17 protein-coding genes and 1 riboswitch are annotated in these 16,039 nt (G+C 66.4%); of the genes, 9 read left to right on the top strand and 8 right to left on the bottom strand.

The annotated features are described in order from the left end of the window. Nucleotides 1-48: 48 nt before the first annotated feature. From lsr2 to G6N36_RS18890, 5 genes are all read left to right on the top strand, one after another. Nucleotides 49-390, top strand: coding sequence for a histone-like nucleoid-structuring protein Lsr2 (gene lsr2, locus G6N36_RS18910; protein ID WP_083126208.1), 342 nt, complete (start codon nt 49-51; stop codon nt 388-390). A gap of 269 nt (nt 391-659) precedes the next feature. Further along, entirely contained in the window at nt 660-3,200 is a 2,541-nt protein-coding gene (gene clpC1, locus G6N36_RS18905; RefSeq protein WP_083126207.1) for an ATP-dependent protease ATP-binding subunit ClpC, read from the top strand. Nucleotides 3,201-3,296: 96 nt separating this feature from the next. Further along, nucleotides 3,297-3,420, top strand: a riboswitch (adenosylcobalamin (AdoCbl) riboswitch). Between the two features lie 5 nt (nt 3,421-3,425). Beyond that, on the top strand, nt 3,426-3,641 hold the full coding sequence (locus tag G6N36_RS18900; protein WP_083126206.1) for a CbtB domain-containing protein: 216 nt from the start codon (nt 3,426-3,428) through the stop codon (nt 3,639-3,641). Nucleotides 3,642-3,666: 25 nt separating this feature from the next. Further along, nucleotides 3,667-4,473, top strand: a complete 807-nt coding sequence (locus tag G6N36_RS18895; RefSeq protein WP_163688441.1) for a CbtA family protein — start codon at nt 3,667-3,669, stop codon at nt 4,471-4,473. A gap of 73 nt (nt 4,474-4,546) precedes the next feature. Continuing rightward, nucleotides 4,547-5,098 carry a histidine phosphatase family protein gene (locus G6N36_RS18890; RefSeq protein WP_163688440.1) on the top strand — a complete coding sequence of 184 codons (552 nt, stop codon included), beginning with the start codon at nt 4,547-4,549 and terminating at the stop codon, nt 5,096-5,098. A 144-nt stretch (nt 5,099-5,242) separates the two neighbouring features. Here G6N36_RS18890 and G6N36_RS18885 read toward each other — a convergent pair whose 3' ends face one another. Together G6N36_RS18885 and mhuD are read right to left on the bottom strand one after the other, a co-directional pair. Further along, entirely contained in the window at nt 5,243-6,592 is a 1,350-nt protein-coding gene (locus G6N36_RS18885; protein WP_235690105.1) for a serine hydrolase, read from the bottom strand. Further along, nucleotides 6,576-6,896, bottom strand: coding sequence for a mycobilin-forming heme oxygenase MhuD (mhuD, locus tag G6N36_RS18880; RefSeq protein ID WP_083126508.1), 321 nt, complete (start codon nt 6,894-6,896; stop codon nt 6,576-6,578). Before mhuD ends, G6N36_RS18885 begins: the two co-directional genes overlap by 17 nt. Before the next feature lie 25 nt (nt 6,897-6,921). Here mhuD and G6N36_RS18875 point away from each other — a divergent pair, with 25 nt between their 5' ends. Next, complete coding sequence (locus tag G6N36_RS18875) at nt 6,922-7,692, top strand: alpha/beta fold hydrolase (protein ID WP_163688438.1); 771 nt, start codon at nt 6,922-6,924, stop codon at nt 7,690-7,692. Here the strand turns inward: G6N36_RS18875 and G6N36_RS18870 are convergent. After that, nucleotides 7,666-7,920: a hypothetical protein gene (locus G6N36_RS18870; RefSeq protein ID WP_163688437.1), complete on the bottom strand. Its 255-nt coding sequence runs from the start codon at nt 7,918-7,920 to the stop codon at nt 7,666-7,668. The two genes, G6N36_RS18875 and G6N36_RS18870, sit on opposite strands and share 27 nt — an antisense overlap. 71 nt (nt 7,921-7,991) lie before the next feature. Here G6N36_RS18870 and G6N36_RS18865 point away from each other — a divergent pair, with 71 nt between their 5' ends. After that, nucleotides 7,992-8,978 (top strand): helix-turn-helix domain-containing protein, encoded by a 987-nt coding sequence (locus G6N36_RS18865; RefSeq protein WP_163688436.1) that lies wholly within the window; start codon nt 7,992-7,994, stop codon nt 8,976-8,978. Nucleotides 8,979-8,989: 11 nt separating this feature from the next. Here the strand turns inward: G6N36_RS18865 and G6N36_RS18860 are convergent, their stop codons facing one another. Together G6N36_RS18860 and G6N36_RS18855 are read right to left on the bottom strand one after the other, a co-directional pair. Beyond that, nucleotides 8,990-10,348, bottom strand: coding sequence for a bifunctional lipase/adenylate cyclase LipJ (locus G6N36_RS18860; RefSeq protein ID WP_163688435.1), 1,359 nt, complete (start codon nt 10,346-10,348; stop codon nt 8,990-8,992). 13 nt (nt 10,349-10,361) lie between these two features. After that, entirely contained in the window at nt 10,362-11,231 is an 870-nt protein-coding gene (locus tag G6N36_RS18855; protein WP_163688434.1) for an iron-sulfur binding domain-containing protein, read from the bottom strand. Between G6N36_RS18855 and G6N36_RS18850 the strand changes: the two genes are divergently transcribed. Continuing rightward, nucleotides 11,230-11,850 (top strand): carbonic anhydrase, encoded by a 621-nt coding sequence (locus G6N36_RS18850; protein ID WP_163688433.1) that lies wholly within the window; start codon nt 11,230-11,232, stop codon nt 11,848-11,850. The two genes, G6N36_RS18855 and G6N36_RS18850, sit on opposite strands and share 2 nt — an antisense overlap. Nucleotides 11,851-11,921: 71 nt before the next feature. Next, nucleotides 11,922-12,680: a hypothetical protein gene (locus G6N36_RS18845; protein WP_163688432.1), complete on the top strand. Its 759-nt coding sequence runs from the start codon at nt 11,922-11,924 to the stop codon at nt 12,678-12,680. Here the strand turns inward: G6N36_RS18845 and disA are convergent. The 3 genes from disA to G6N36_RS18830 form a co-directional block, all read right to left on the bottom strand. Then, nucleotides 12,677-13,795 carry a DNA integrity scanning diadenylate cyclase DisA gene (gene disA / locus G6N36_RS18840; RefSeq protein WP_163688431.1) on the bottom strand — a complete coding sequence of 373 codons (1,119 nt, stop codon included), beginning with the start codon at nt 13,793-13,795 and terminating at the stop codon, nt 12,677-12,679. The two genes, G6N36_RS18845 and disA, sit on opposite strands and share 4 nt — an antisense overlap. Before the next feature lie 10 nt (nt 13,796-13,805). Continuing rightward, nucleotides 13,806-15,200: a DNA repair protein RadA gene (gene radA, locus G6N36_RS18835; RefSeq protein ID WP_163688430.1), complete on the bottom strand. Its 1,395-nt coding sequence runs from the start codon at nt 15,198-15,200 to the stop codon at nt 13,806-13,808. Nucleotides 15,201-15,268: 68 nt separating this feature from the next. Beyond that, nucleotides 15,269-15,832 (bottom strand): copper chaperone PCu(A)C domain-containing protein, encoded by a 564-nt coding sequence (locus G6N36_RS18830; RefSeq protein WP_163688429.1) that lies wholly within the window; start codon nt 15,830-15,832, stop codon nt 15,269-15,271. Between the last annotated feature and the right edge of the window lie 207 nt (nt 15,833-16,039).

Here is a 16,039-nt window from a genome sequence, read left to right as displayed (position 1 = left end):
GACTTATCAATTCATGAAGGTTGCTCCCGAGAAGGGCGGAGTGGGCTAATGGCGAAAAAAGTGACCGTCACGCTGGTCGATGATTTCGACGGCGAAGGCGGAGCTGATGAGACAGTTGAATTCGGGCTCGACGGCGTCAGCTACGAGATCGACCTTTCTTCGAAGAATGCCACCAAGTTGCGCAATGACCTCAAGCAATGGGTCGAGGCCGGACGCCGGGTCGGCGGCCGTCGCCGCGGACGTTCGGCAGGGTCGGGCCGCGGACGGGCGGCGATCGACCGGGAGCAGAGCGCCGCGATCCGGGACTGGGCCCGCCGGAACGGACACAATGTGTCCACTCGTGGGCGAATACCGGCAGACGTCATCGACGCATTCCATGCGGCAACGTAAAATAATTCGCGCCTTCGCAATATCTCGCGCGTTCGCTGGCCGCGAACCCCGAAGGAGGGGCTCTGCGGAAACAATCACGCGGCCCGGACGTTGACACCAATGGCACCACAGACCAGCCGCCTCGCCCAATGACGGCGCCCCTGTTCCGCTAAGAGCAGACCGGGAGGCGGGGCGGGCTGGTCCGCCGCCCATTAGAGTGGACGGCAGGTGCGGTGCACTTCTTCAAGTGCAGGGCGCCGAGTCTATTGATGGAGAGCAGGTAACCACCGATGTTCGAGAGATTCACCGACCGCGCCCGCAGGGTCGTCGTCCTGGCTCAAGAAGAGGCCCGGATGCTCAACCACAACTACATCGGAACCGAGCACATCCTCCTTGGGCTCATTCATGAGGGGGAAGGCGTAGCCGCCAAGTCGCTGGAGTCGCTGGGGATTTCACTCGAGGGCGTGCGCAGCCAGGTCGAGGAGATCATCGGCCAGGGCCAGCAGGCGCCGTCCGGCCACATTCCGTTCACCCCCCGCGCCAAGAAGGTGCTGGAACTGTCGCTGCGCGAGGCGCTGCAGCTCGGCCACAACTACATCGGCACCGAGCACATCCTGCTCGGCCTGATTCGTGAGGGCGAGGGCGTCGCCGCCCAGGTGCTCGTGAAGCTCGGCGCCGAGCTGACCAGGGTGCGCCAGCAGGTGATCCAGTTGCTGAGCGGATACCAGGGCAAGGAGACTGCCGAAGCCGGTACCGGCGGCCGTGGCGGCGAGGCGGGCAATCCGTCGACGTCGCTGGTGCTCGACCAGTTCGGCCGCAACCTCACCGCTGCCGCGATGGAAGGCAAGCTCGATCCGGTCATCGGCCGTGAGAAGGAAATCGAGCGGGTCATGCAGGTGCTGAGCCGCCGTACCAAGAACAACCCGGTGCTGATCGGCGAGCCCGGCGTCGGCAAGACCGCCGTCGTCGAGGGGCTGGCGCAGGCGATCGTGCACGGTGAGGTTCCCGAGACGCTGAAGGACAAGCAGCTGTACACGCTTGACCTGGGCTCGCTGGTCGCAGGCAGCCGCTACCGCGGTGATTTTGAAGAACGCCTCAAGAAGGTGCTCAAGGAGATCAACACCCGCGGCGACATCATCCTGTTCATCGACGAGCTGCACACGCTCGTGGGTGCGGGTGCCGCCGAGGGCGCCATCGACGCAGCATCGATTCTGAAGCCGAAACTGGCCCGCGGCGAGCTGCAGACCATCGGCGCGACCACCCTCGACGAGTACCGCAAGTACATCGAGAAGGACGCCGCCCTGGAGCGCCGCTTCCAGCCGGTCCAGGTGGGCGAGCCGACGGTCGAGCACACCATCGAGATCCTCAAGGGACTGCGCGATCGCTACGAGGCGCACCACCGGGTTTCGATCACCGATCCCGCGATCGTGGCCGCGGCCACCCTGGCCGACCGCTACATCAACGACCGGTTCCTGCCGGACAAGGCGATCGACCTGATCGACGAGGCAGGCGCGCGCATGCGCATTCGCCGGATGACCGCTCCGCCGGACCTTCGCGAGTTCGACGAGAAGATCGCCGAGGCGCGCCGCGAGAAGGAGTCCGCGATCGACGCGCAGGACTTCGAGAAGGCCGCCAGCCTGCGCGACAAAGAGAAGCAACTCGTCGCACAGCGTGCCGAGCGTGAAAAGCAGTGGCGCTCAGGTGATCTCGATGTCGTCGCCGAGGTCGACGACGAGCAGATCGCCGAGGTGCTCGGCAACTGGACCGGCATCCCCGTGTTCAAGCTGACCGAGGAGGAGACCACTCGGCTGCTGCGCATGGAAGAGGAGATCCACAAGCGGATCATCGGCCAGGAGGACGCCGTCAAGGCGGTCTCCAAGGCGATCCGGCGTACCCGCGCGGGTCTCAAGGATCCCAAGCGTCCGTCGGGCTCGTTCATCTTCGCCGGCCCGTCCGGTGTCGGTAAGACCGAGCTGTCCAAGGCGCTGGCCAACTTCCTGTTCGGCGACGACGACGCGCTCATCCAGATCGACATGGGTGAGTTCCACGACCGCTTCACCGCCTCGCGGCTGTTCGGCGCCCCTCCGGGATACGTCGGCTACGAGGAGGGCGGCCAGCTCACCGAGAAGGTGCGCCGCAAACCGTTCAGCGTCGTGCTGTTCGACGAGATCGAGAAGGCCCACCAGGAGATCTACAACAGCCTCCTGCAGGTCCTCGAGGACGGCCGTCTCACCGACGGTCAGGGTCGCACGGTGGACTTCAAGAACACCGTGTTGATCTTCACCTCGAACCTCGGCACGTCGGACATCAGCAAGGCCGTCGGGCTGGGCTTCACTCAGGGTGGCGGTGAGAACAACTACGAGCGGATGAAGCAGAAGGTCAACGACGAGCTGAAGAAGCACTTCCGCCCGGAGTTCCTCAACCGCATCGACGACATCATCGTCTTCCATCAGTTGACTCGCGACGAGATCATCCAGATGGTCGACCTGATGATCGGCCGGGTCGAGAAGCAGCTCAAGGGCAAGGACATGGCCATGGAGCTGACGGACAAGGCCAAGTCTTTGCTGGCCAAGCGCGGCTTCGACCCCGTGCTCGGGGCCAGGCCGCTGCGCCGGACCATCCAGCGCGAGATCGAGGACCAGCTGTCCGAGAAGATCCTCTTCGAGGAGGTCGGTCCCGGCCAGCTCGTCAAGGTCGATGTCGACAACTGGGACGGCGAAGGCGCGGGCGAGGATGCGGTCTTCACCTTCGTCGGCACCAAGAAGCCGGCCAAGGTGGAGGAGCCGGACCTGGCTCAGGCCGGCGCCGCGGGCGCGACGAGCGTCGAGTAACCGGAACGACACGAAGGCCCCGAAACCATGCGGTTTCGGGGCCTTTGTGTTGCGAATGGATGACCGGACGCCCGAACGCTGGACCGTTTGCTTAGGATGCTGATGTAATCGACGGGCGAAGGAATCTGGTGAGAATCCAGAACGGTCGCGCCACTGTGAAGTCAGACCCGACGTCCGTCGTCAACACCTGAAGCTGGGACGCGAAATCCCGGGAAGGACCTGACAATGACATCTCCTGAGGCCCGCAAGAGTATTGCGACGCCCCTCGACTTCTCCGCCACCAAGGCGGCAGTCTGGCTGACCCTCACGGCATTCTTCGCGCTGCTGGTCATCTATTTCATCGGGATGGACCAGGGCGCCACGTCGGTGTTCGGAAACAACACCATGGTTCACGAGTTCGTGCACGACGCGCGACATCTGCTCGGCTTCCCCTGCCACTGATCGCGCAGAGGAAACCACACAGACAATGGAAAAGCAGATCATTTGGCGTGGCCTGCTGGCCGGTGCCGCCGCGGGAGTGCTGTCGTTCATCTTCTCCCGGATTTTCATCGAGCCGGTGATCGACCAGGCCATCGGATACGAGGACGGCATCAGCGCCGCCCACGAGGCGCTCAGTGGTGCCGCGGGCGGACATGACCATGGCGGCAGCGGCGACGGATTCGAAGGCTTCACCCGCGCCGTGCAGATGAACATCGGTATGGGGCTGGGAGTGCTGCTCTACAGCATCGCCATCGGTGCCTTGTTCGCCGTCGTGTTCGCGGTCGCCTACGGCCGGGTCGGCAACATCTCGGCGCGGCTGCTGTCGCTGTACGTGGCGGGCGGCATGTTGCTGAGCGTCTTCATCGTGCCCGCGCTGAAGTACCCGCCGAGCCCGCCCGCGCTCAGCCTCGACGAGACGCTCCGTCAGCGCACGCTGCTGTACCTGCTGATGGTGGCGCTGTCCGCGGCGCTGCTGGTCGCGGCGGTATACCTCGGCCGACGGCTCAACGAGAAGCTCGGCGCCTGGAACGCGACGCTGGCGGCCACCGGTGCGTATGTCGCGGCGTCCGCGATCGTGATGCTCGTGCTGCCGACCATCGACGAGACCCCGGGTCCGCTGCTCGATGACGCGGGCAACATCGTCTACGAAGGCTTCCCCGCCGACCTGCTCTACGACTTCCGGTTGTTCTCGTTCGGGAACCAGCTGGTCATCTACTTGACGATCGGTCTGGTCTTCGGTGCGATGGCGGCGAAGATGCTCGGCGATAAGCGACGGGACACTGTTTCGGTGTGAGGGCCCGAAGGCAAGCGCGAGTGAGGATCGCAGCGAGGAACGAGCGAGGACCGGAGCGAGCGAGCGCCGAGGCATGAGTGAGGTCGTCCGGCTGGCCCTCGTATCGCACGCCATGACCGATGCGATGGCTGCCGGACGGTTCCCCACCGACGAGCCACTGAACGCTGTCGGTCATCGCCAGGTCGACTCCTCGATCGAACTCGGCGCCTCCGATCGGGCCTACTGCGGACCCGAGAAGCGGACGCGGCAAACCGCGGAATTGCTTGGCCTGCAGGCCGGTATCGACACCCGGCTGGCGGATCTGGACTGCGGCCGCTGGCGTGGTGACGTCCTCGGCAGGGTCGATTCGGCGGATCTCGCGATCTGGCTGACGGACCCGACACGCGCACCGCACGGTGGCGAGTCCGTCGTCGACCTGATCGACCGCGTCAAGGGCTGGATGGACTCACTGACGGCCGATCGGGCCCGGTTGGTCGCCGTCACGCATCCATCCGTGATCCGCGCAGCCATCGTGATCGCTCTAGACGCGCCGCCGAAGTCGTTCTGGCGCATCGACATTGCACCGGCAAGCCGGACGGTCCTGCATTTCCGCGGACACGCGTGGAACCTGCGGTCGAACAACTAGGTGTCGTGCGTCATTGCCATCGGATCACAATGTCAGCCTGAGAGCGTGGCCGTGCATATATAGCTGCGGCGGCGCTGTCAGCACGACATTGCGTCGGCGTCTGGGGCGCGCCCACACCCGTAAACCAAATTTAGACGCGCGACACTAATTCATCGGGACCAGGTCGAAAGTCTTGTGCGCGACCGACAACAGCCAGCCCGCGGCGGTCTGACTGCGAAAGCGGGGCCAGTTCATCTGGAAGCTGACCACCCACGGCTGGCCCGCGCGGTCGACGGCGTACCAGCTGAATGTCAGATCCCCAGGCAGGTTTCCGCCTTTGGCGCCGATATAGGGAAACTTCGACTCGTCCAGCGAAATCCCGGGAACTGCGGAGAGGATCTCTCGTACCGGGGCCGCTTCACCGACCGCGGCGGCCTGAAGAGCGGCATGTACGCGGCAGATGTCGGACGCGCTGCCGTACCACTCGGCGCCGTATTCGGATGCCGGAGTGCCGGTACGGACTGGGTCTGGTTGGAACGGGCGGGAATTCGTCTGCTCGAGCAGCTGCGCGCGAACCTGGGGAGAGGCCTGCTTCCATTGCTCGCGAAGGTCGGGCTGACCCCAGCCGATCGAGAACAGTTCGTGCATGGTGGGAAACGGTGTCATGCTCGCCGGGTCGTGATGGCCCGCGGTGACGAGCGCACGCTCGACGGCACCCGGGCCTAGGCGCGCGATCAGCAGGTCGGTCGCCATGTTGTCGCTCGCCGAGATCATCTCCTGCGCGGCCTTGCGTACCGACACCTGCGCACCGGGCGCGAGCTCCTGAAGCCCTGCGGATCCGACGGCCTTGGCCTCTTTGGTGATCGTGAGCGGGTCCGTCCATTCGAGCGTGCCCGCCTTGACAGCTTCGGCAACCGCAAGCAGCACATACAGTTTGAAGATCGACGCCAGCGGCAGCGAGAGATCAACGTTCGTGCCCGCGACGGTCGTGCATCTCCCGTCGTTGACCTTCGAGACCTGGTAGGAATACCGCGCGCCCGTCTTCGACAGTTCGGTGTCGATGTCCTGCCACGTGTTGATCTGAGGTTCTTCGAGTGACACCTCGAACCGGTCGACGAGTCCTGCGTCGTTGGTGCGTAGCGAAATGTCTTGTGCAACACCGTATGACGTCAGCACGTGCAGGGTCGCCTGCCCGGCTCCGATGTCGATCCCCGCGACCGTGATGGGGCGGTCCAACCACAGGTTGCCCATGGCGGATGTCACCCCGTTGACCTGCTCAGGGGCAGCCAATGTGCGCACCCCGACCGTGCCGATGGGCCACTCGGAGTTGAGCATGTCGATGGTCTGTTTGGCGCGCAGACCCTGCGGGGTGTTGATCTCGATGGGCACGCCATAGGTCGTGTCGGCGCCGGGGACCGGCGCCGCGGTGTTGGTACAGCCGCATGCCAGCGCGACGATCAGCGCGACGACCGACAGCGGACCGGGCGCGCGGCGCGCCCTACTTACTGCCAGCAACGTCCAGGACAACCTCGAACTCCAGCAGCGAAGCGCCGGTGGCCACGGGGTTGGCGGCCTGTCCCTTGTGTGCCTCGATGGCCGGGCCCGTCGCCCATGCCTGAAACGCCTCTTCGGACTCCCACTGCGTCACCACGAAATAGCGGTCCTCGCCCTTGATCGGGCGCAGCAGCTGAAACCCGAGGAAGCCGGGCTGGTTGTCGACGGCGTGCGCGCGGTGCGCGAATCGCTTCTCCAGCTCGGGACCGGCGTCGGGCGGTACCTCGATTGCGTTGATCTTCACCACGGTGTTTGGGGCGGACATGCAGATCAGGTTACCGTGCGCTCCCATGGCCCCCGACCTGCTGACGCCCCGAGGAGGAGCCGGCGAGCCGCTGGTCCTGGTTCACGGCCTGATGGGCCGGGGCAGCACGTGGTCGCGGCAGCTGCCGTGGCTGACCCGACTGGGCCGGGTGTACACCTATGACGCGCCGTGGCACCGCGGTCGTGATGTCGACGGTCCGTATCCGATCAGCACCGAGGGATTCGTCGCCGACCTCGGAGACGCCGTCGCGACGCTGGGCGCCCCGGCCGTCATGGTGGGACATTCGATGGGCGCGCTGCACTCGTGGTGTATGGCGGCAAGCCGGCCCGAACTGGTACGCGCGCTCGTCGTGGAGGATATGGCGCCGGACTTCCGTGGCCGCACGACCGGTCCGTGGGAACCGTGGTTGCGTGCGCTGCCGGTCGAATTCAGCACGGCGCAGAGGGTTTACGACGAGTTCGGCCCCGTCGCCGGGCAGTATTTCCTCGAGGCCTTCGACAAGACCGATTCCGGTTGGCGCCTGCACGGACACCCGAAGACGTGGATCGAGATCGCCGCCGAGTGGGGCACCCGCGACTACTGGCAGCAGTGGTCGATGGTGCGGGTGCCCTCGCTGCTGTTGGAGGCGGGCAACTCCGTCACGCCGCCGGGACAGATGCGCACAATGGCTGAAACCGGCTACCGGACGACGTATCTCCACGTACCAGGGGCCGGCCACCTGATCCACGACGATGCGCCGCAGGTCTATCGAGACGCGGTCGAGTCGTTTCTAGCGACCCTCACCCAGCGACCCTGACGAGGGCCATAACGGGTGCTGCTCGAAGCGCGTGCGCACCGCATCGGCGTCGTGGTCGATGCGGAAGGCGTCGCGATCGTCCTCGAAGTACCGACCAGTCATGGGACCGGCCATCCGGAACTGGTCGAGTCGCAGCCGCAGTGATCCGGAGCGACGAGCGGCCCAGCTGAGGGCCACTGCCACCGCCAGGGGGGCGATCAGAATGAGGAAGGTGAGTGCAGTGGTCATGGCAGTAATGCTCCGCTCACAAATATTCCGCCAACAGTGGCAGGAAGGACACCTTAGGATAAAATGCTGCCATGGCAATAAAGAGCGTATCGGCGCTGGTGCTGGACGGTCTAGCGATTTTCGAGTTCGGCGTCATCTGCGAGGTGTTCGGCATCGATCGCTCGGCGGACGGCGTGCCCAACTTCGATTTCAAGGTCTGCGGTCCGGAACCCGGCAAGCCGCTGCGGACCTCGGTCGGCGCGACGATCACCCCCGACCACGGCCTTGACGACCTCGTGGGAGCGGACCTGGTGGCCATTCCCGCGATCGGCGGATCGGATTACCTACCCGCGGCGCTGGAGGCGGTTAAAGCTGCCGCCGACTCCGGGTCGATCATCCTCACGGTGTGCTCGGGCGCATTCGTCGCGGGCGCCGCAGGGCTGCTCGACGGCCGGCCGTGCACCACACACTGGATGCACGCCGACGACCTGGCGCGCCAGTATCCGACCGCGAAAATCGATCGCAATGTGCTGTTCGTCGATGACGGCAATCTGATCACCAGTGCGGGAACCGCGGCGGGTATCGACGCGTGTCTGCATCTGGTCCGCCGCGAACTCGGCAGTGAGGTCACGAACAAGATCGCGCGCCGGATGGTGGTGCCACCGCAGCGCGACGGCGGTCAACGGCAGTACATAGATCAACCGATCCCGGTGCGATGCTCGGAACGCTTTGCGCCGCAACTCGACTGGATCCTGGGTAACCTCGATCAGCCGCACACGGTCGCCAGCCTCGCTGCCCGTGCGCACATGTCGGCGCGCACATTCGCGCGCAGGTTCGTCGAGGAAACCGGCCGCACGCCGATGCAGTGGGTCACCGATCAGCGCGTGCTCTACGCCCGCACCCTGCTCGAAGAGTCCGATCTCGACATCGACCGGATTGCCGAGCGATCCGGCTTCGGCACCGCGACGCTCCTGCGACACCACTTCCGCCGGATCATCGGCGTAACACCGTCGGACTACCGACGCAGGTTCTGCTGCACCGACAGCGATTCCGGCGATGAGGAAGCGGCCACCGCCTGACTGGCACTGCCCTATTCGCGCACCAGCGCATACACCCGCCATCGGCCGGGCACACCCTTGAGGTCGTGCTCGCCTCGGTCGTCGAAAGCCAGTCGTGACCCCGTCACGATCTCGCGCACCGTCGAGGACACCAGCACCTCGCTCGCGCCCGCCAGCCCCGCCACCCGCGCTCCGATGTGCACCGCCATCCCGGCGATGTCGTCGCCGCGCACCTCGACCTCCCCAGCATGGATGCCCACCCGTACCTCGATGCCGAGTTGACGCACCGCGTCGACGACCGCGGAGGCGCACTGGATGGCCGCGCTGGGGCTGGGGAACATGGCGACGAAGCCGTCGCCGACGGTGTTGACCTCGATGCCCCGGAACCGTTCGAGCTCACGACGGACGACGGTGTCGTGGTTGTCGAGCAGGGCGTGCCACCGGTCGTCGCCGAGGGCGGCCGCGCGCTGAGTCGAACCGACGATGTCGGTGAACACGATGGTGGTCAGGACGCGTTCGAATTCGGCGCCGCGGCGCGAACCCGTGACGAACTCTTCGATCTCGTCGAGGATCGACGAGCTGTCGCCGACCCAGTACAGCGAGTCCGCGCCGGGTAACTCGACATAGCGGGCGTCCCCAATGTGCTCGGCCAGATATCGGCCGTGGCCGACCGGAACAAAGGCGGTGTCCCTGCGATGCAGCACCAGCGTCGGCGCCGAGATGTGTGGCAGCTTGTCCCGCACGTCGCCTTCGGCTAGCGCCTGGCTCGACCTGCGGGCCATGCTGGGTGACGCCGCGCGGTTGCCCGCGGCGTCCCACCAGGTCCGGAATGCGATGTCGTCGGCGACCGACGGCGCCACCAGGGCCAGGACGTCGAATCCCTGCTCGACGGCATCGGGTTCGACCGCAACGGTGGTGAACGGGCTCGCCGCAGTCGCGCGCGATCCGGGCTCGTAATCGGGGGCCCACAGCGCTCGCGCGGCACCGTTGGCGATGACCAACTTCGATACCCGCTCCGGGCGGTCGCCGGCCAGAAAAAGTGCACTCATCGCGGAGAACCCGGTCGCGAACACCGTGGCCTGCTCCGAGCCGACGGCATCCATCACGGCGACGACGTCCTCCGCCCAGCAGGCCGGGGTGATCTTGTCGGCTCCGATGCGCGACGACATGCCCATGCCTCGGTGGTCGAACCGGATCAGCCTGCAAAACGACGACAGTCGCCGGTGAAACCGGTACATCGAGGGTTCGGCGTCGATGGAGTCGATCGGCACGAAGGGGCCGGGCATGACGACGACGTCGACGGGACCATCGCCGAGTACCTGGTATGCGATGTCCAAGTCGCCACGCGATGCGTAGCGGGTCCGCGGCGCCCCTGAACCGGTCACAGCCACAGCACCAGGCTAACTAGTCGCCTTCCCCGGCAAGTGCGAAACGCCCGTCTGCGGTCTGCTCGACGAGCCCGTCGACCAACAGCGAATCCAGCGCACGATCCCGCTGTGCGGTGTCGGTCAGCCATGCCATGTCGAGCTGCGCCCTGGGAACCGGAGAGTCGTTGCCGCGCAACACATCCAGCAACCGGCCGCGCACCTGGCGATCGGTTCCGGCGTAACGCTGAACCCGGCGCACCGGCGCCGCCGCCTCCGGATAACCTCTCGAGCGCCACGCGCAGACACTCAACGGGCACAGCCCGCACCGGGGTGCGCGCGCCGTGCACACCGTTGCTCCGAGTTCCATCAAAGCCACCGAAAACGTTGGCGCGTCGGCACTATCGGGCAGCAGCGCCGCGACGTCGTCGAGATCGCGGACCGAAGACGGGGAGTCTGCGCGTCCGTGTACCACCCTGGCCACCACCCGGCGCACGTTGGTGTCCACGACGGGCACCCGCTTGCGGTAGGCGAAGCAGGCGACGGCCCGTGCGGTGTACGTACCGACGCCGGGAAGGGTCAACAACGTCTCGATGTCCGACGGCACGACGTCGTCGTGCTCGGTGGCGATCACCGTCGCGCACTCGTGCAGCCGCTTGGCGCGGCGCGGATAGCCGAGCTTTCCCCACGCGCGCAGCACATCGGCCGCGCTCGCGGCCGCGGTCGCCGACGGGGTCGGCCAGCGCTCGATCCACGCCAGCCAGATCGGCTCGACTCGCGCGACGGGTGTCTGCTGAAGCATGAATTCGCTGACCAGAATCTGCCACGGCGAGACGCCCGATCGCCGCCACGGCAGATCGCGCTGCTCGGTGCGGTACCAATCGAGCAGCTGAGGCACAATGTCGGTCATGCCCAACACCAGCCCCGTGACCGCGTGGAAAGCACTCAAAGAGGGTAACGAGCGGTTCGTCGCGGGTAAGCCCGAGCACCCGAGCCAGGGAATCGAACACCGAGCCAGCCTGACCGCGGCGCAGAAGCCGATCGCCGCTGTGTTCGGCTGCGGCGACAGTCGAGTGGCCGCCGAGATCATCTTCGACCAAGGTCTCGGAGACATGTTCGTCGTACGCACAGCCGGTCATGTCATCGACTCGGCGGTGCTCGGCTCGATCGAATTCGCGGTCACGGTGCTCAACGTGCCGCTGATCGTCGTCCTCGGTCACGACAGCTGCGGCGCGGTCAAGGCGACGATTTCGGCGCTGGACGACGGTGTGGTGCCCGGCGGCTACGTGCGTGACATCGTCGAACGGGTGATGCCGTCGATCCTGGCGGGCCGCCGCGAGGGATTGAGCAGAGTCGACGAGTTCGAGGTCCGGCACGTCACGGAGACCGGCGCGCAGCTGATGTCCCGATCGACCGCCATCGCCGAACGCGTCGAGGCGGGCAGCTTGGCGATCGTCGGCCTGACCTACCAGCTGGCCGACGGCCGCGCGGTTTTGCGGGACCATCTCGGCGACATCGGCGAAAGCTGAGTCCAGGCTCACTCGCGACACGCCGGGCGACCTCGGACGAACAGGCATAACCCGGCCTTACCGTGTGAATTGTGCTGGATCTAGAACCGCAGGGCCCACTACCCCAACAGATTTACTGGCGCCGTAGGGCACTGGCGCTGGGCGTTGCGGCGATCGTCATCGGCGTGATCGCAGCCCTCTCTGTCGTGATCATCAAGTCCACGGGCGGCACCGAGAACACCGCCGCCGAACAGCCTGCCCCGCCCGCCGCGACGCCATTGCCGGGGGAGAACCCCGAGGTCAAGACCCCGGTCATGCCGCCGGCGCAGAATGCCCCACCGCCGACCCCCACCCCCACCGCGGCCGTCGCCCCGCCGCCGGTGCTCAACGAGGGCGACGACTGCCCCGATTCGACGCTGGCCGTCAAAGGCATCACGAACCAGCCGCAGTACGTCGTGGGCGATCAGCCGAAGTTCACCATGGTCGTCACGAACATCGGCCTGGTGGCGTGCAAGCGCGACGTGGGCGCCGCGGTGCTCGCCGCCTACGTCTACACGCTGGAGAACGGCAGGCTGTGGTCGAACCTGGACTGCGCGCCATCGAACGAGACGCTGGTCAAAACGTTCCAGCCCGGCGAGCAGGTGACGACCGAAGTGACCTGGACCGGGATGGGCTCGGCACCGAACTGCCCGCTACCGCGGCAACCCATCGGACCCGGCATGTACAACCTGGTGGTCCAGCTGGGCAACCTGCGCTCGGCGGCGGTTCCGTTCGCGCTCGCTCAGGCCGCAGAGGTGCCGCACGCCGAGGGCGTACCGCTGCCGGGTCCCGCTCCGGCCGCAGTCGGCTAGGCCAGCCGGTCGGCGATCGTCGATTCGGCCAACTGCGACAAGCCTTCTCGGATGTGGCGTGCCCACATCGATCCGATTCCCTCGACGTTCTGCAGATCGGTCGCGCTCGCGGCCAGCAGTCCCTGCAGTGAGCCGAACGAGCGCACCAGCAGGTCGACATGGGCGAACTGCAATCGCGGAATGCCCGCCATCGCGCGGTAGCCGCGCGAGCTCATCGCCGAATCCTGTGCCTCGGCGGTCGATGGGTAACCGAAAACCCTTGCCAGCGCGGTGAAGTCGAGGAGCTCGTTGTCGGACAGATGGTCCAGCTCCTCCAACGTTGCGCTGACCTGAGCGGCGGTCGGCGGGTCCGGGTTGGCGTGGTAGTCGCGCACGATCAGCTCGCGCGCGGTCTCGTTGTCGCCGACCAGCTCTTCGAGCTGCAGCTTGAGCTGGCGTCCGTCGGTGCCGAGTTCGACCACGTCCGAATCGATTTCCAGGCTGATCCGCCGCACCATCTCCAGCCGTTGTACGAGCGTCATCACATCGCGGAGCGTGACGAAGTCCTCGATTTCAGCCGTCGACAGTTGCCTGCTGACCTCGTCGAGGCGGGCCTTGTAGCGCTCCAGCGTGTCGATGGTCTGGTTGGCGCGCGACAGGATGGTCGCCGAATCGGGGATCACGTGGCGTTCGCCGGCCACGTAGACGGTCACGATGCTCATCGAGTGGCTCACCGAGATCACGGGATAGCCCGTCTGGATGGCGGTGCGTTCCGCCGACCGGTGCCGGGTGCCGGACTCCTCGGTGGGGATCGACGGATCGGGCACCAACTGGACGTTGGCCCGCAGGATCCGGCTGCCGTCGGTGGACAGCACCACGGCGCCGTCCATCTTGGACAGCTCGCGCAGCCGCGTAGGCGCGTAGCGGACGTCGAGCGCGAAACCGCCGTCGCAGATCGCCTCGACGCTGTCGTCGTAGCCGATGAGGATCAGCGCGCCGGTGCGGCCGCGCAGGATGCGCTCGAGCCCGTCGCGCAGCGCGGTCCCCGGGGCCAGTCGGGAAATGGTCTCGCGCATGGTTGGCCTCGCCAACGGCACGACTGTGCGGCCGGACCTCCCACCAGGCTTGACAGCCATCGAACCCCTCCTACGACTGGCCGTTATTCTGCGCGATTTCTCGCAGCACCCGCAATGCCGAGCCGATGTTGTCGGCCGAAATCGCGCGCAGTCGGGCGGGCACGGCCGTCACGCCGGGAGGCACCACGGCGACGGTGAAGCCCAGCCGTGCGGCCTCGGCCAGCCGTCGATCCATCCCGCTGACGCGGCGCAGATCGCCCGCCAGTCCGACTTCGCCGATGGCCACGGCGGAGCCGGGCATCGGCAGGTCCATGCACGACGACGCGATCGCCAGTGCCACCGCAAGATCGGCGGAGGGATCAGTCAACCGCATGCCCCCAACCGTCGACAGATAGATGTCGTTGGCGCCGACCGGCAGCTTCGCCCGCTTCTCCAGCACCGCGGTGATCATCGCCGCGCGCGACGAGTCGATACCGCTGACCGCGCGCCGTGGCGACCCGCTGGCCGGTGCTCCGATGAGCGCCTGCACTTCGCCGATGAGAGGGCGCTTACCGTCGAGCGTAACCGTGACGGCCGTCCCCGACACCGGCTGCGGCCGTTGATCCCGGAACAGTGCCGACGGATCCGAGACGCATTCGATTCCGTTGTCGTGCAACAGAAAACAGCCGACCTCGTCGGCCGCCCCGAAGCGGTTCTTGACACCGCGAACCATGCGCAGCGACGACTGCCGGTCACCCTCGAAGTGCAGGACGACGTCGACGAGATGCTCCAGTGAGCGGGGTCCCGCGATCGCGCCGTCCTTGGTGACGTGGCCGACCAGGATCATCGCCACTCCAGAGGTTTTGGCGGCCATCGTCAGCGTCGTGGTCACTGCGCGCACCTGGGTGACGCCACCCGTGACGCCCTCGGCTTCGGTCGTCGACATCGTCTGCACCGAGTCGACGATGACCAGGCTGGGCTGCACTTCGTCGATGTGACCGAGCACCATCTGCAGATCCGACTCGGCGGCCAGGAAGACCTCGTCGTGCGTGCAGCCGGTGCGCCCGGCCCGCATCCGGATCTGGCCGGCTGATTCCTCGCCGGACAGGTAGAGCGCGCGCTTTCCGCTCTCGGCCCACCGGTGAGCGGCCTCCAGCAGCAGGGTCGACTTCCCGACTCCGGGTTCTCCTGCCAGCAGCGTGACCGACCCGGGGACCACTCCGCCCCCGAGGACCCGGTCGAGTTCGGTGATTCCGGTGCGGATGTGCCGGGTGCGGCCGGGATCGATCGAGCTGATCGGTACCGCGGGTGAGGTCGGGGCGACCGCGCGGCGCATTGATGACCCGTTGACGGCTGAGAGCACCGCCACCTCGTCGACCGTGCCCCAGGTGCCGCAGTCCGCGCACCGGCCGACCCACTTCGCTGTGACGTGGTGGCATTCGGAGCAGCGGTACTGCGACCGTGGCTTAGCACCACTTTTGGGCATGGGCCGACCGTAGCCGCACGGACCGACAGAAACCCCGTGGTGAGGGGCCGTGTCGCGGAGTAGTGCGGTCAGTGACCGCCGGAGCCGCCGCTCGAGTGGCCTGCGCTGCCGCCCTCTTCGCGACGCGGGCTCTCACCGGCGGAAATCGGCACGGCGAAGGTGCCCTCGCCGCTCTTCTCGAACGTGAACGTGAAGTCGTAAGTCAAGCCGTTGGTGATCGGCTTCGTCAGCTCCACCTTGGCTTCGGCCGCGTCGACCGTCTCGACGCTTTCGAGCGGAGTGATTTGCCCGTCGGGGGCGCCCACCACGAGGTTGCCCGTCGCCGGCAGGGCGGTGTCGCCACTCAGCGTGACCGTTCCGACGTCGGAGGTGATCGACAGCAGCTTGTCGTTGACGTCCGGCGAGTTGTTGGAAGCGACGAAGATCAGCTCCACCTCACGGCCCGGCTGTACGTAATCCGACGTCTGGTCGACCCGCAGGTGGGCGTTGCGTACCGCAATCTGCCCGATGTTCGCGCTGGTGCCGTTGACCGCGGGTTCCTGGGTGGCCGTTTGGGAGACCTGCCCTGCCCCGCAGCCACTCAGGACGACGGTGGCTGCCAGTCCACAGGCGGCCAGTTTGAAGCGGTCCACACGTGCCTCCTGCTCGACGGACTTTGGATTCGACTATGGACTGTAGTAGGTGCGCGTGGCGGGCGGTAGCTGAGGGGCGACGGACGGTCTGCATATTTCTCGATGGCAGCAGCGTGTTGCACGTATTCATCCGCCTGTCAACCCCTAGTCTCGACCCGGAGTGCCCCTGACCTGCACCGTTGATCCACGCCTGTCTGGACACCGTGC

The organism is Mycolicibacterium gadium (assembly GCF_010728925.1).
GTDB lineage: Bacteria > Actinomycetota > Actinomycetes > Mycobacteriales > Mycobacteriaceae > Mycobacterium > Mycobacterium gadium.
Note: the sequence above shows the minus strand (reverse complement) of the source record. Positions and strands in the feature narration are given on the sequence as shown.